General features: G+C 71.0%; 1 protein-coding gene. It reads right to left on the bottom strand.

Annotated elements, in window-relative coordinates; translation table 11 throughout:
- On the bottom strand, positions 1–243 hold a 243-nt coding region (locus tag RNC47_RS37475; protein ID WP_311605355.1), incomplete at its 3' end, for an NAD(P)-binding domain-containing protein.
- Positions 244–290 lie beyond the last annotated feature (47 nt).

Genomic DNA, 290 nt, shown 5'->3' with positions numbered 1-290 from the left:
GCCCGCGGTCGCGTTGAGGACGAGCTCGCCGTGCGCGCCGGCCTCCGGGAACGGCAGCAGTCGCACGCCCTGGTTGGCCCGCTGCCACTCGGCGTAGGGCGGGTGCCCCATCGCGTCCGGCTCGGTATGCGCCAACGTCCGCCGCACGTCGCGCGTCCCGATCACGACGTCGTGCCCGAGCCCCGCGAGCCGCCCCGCCAGGGCGCGGCCGACCATCCCGGTACCGAGAACGGCGATCTTCATGTGCACTCCCATATTGTTTCTGTTCGAGAAATTCCAGCTGTGCGGAC

Origin of the sequence: Streptomyces millisiae, from assembly GCF_031845425.1 — a bacterium.
Classification (GTDB): domain Bacteria; phylum Actinomycetota; class Actinomycetes; order Streptomycetales; family Streptomycetaceae; genus Streptomyces; species Streptomyces millisiae.
The sequence above is the reverse complement of the archived record's forward strand: the minus strand, read 5'-3'. Positions and strand labels throughout refer to the sequence as shown.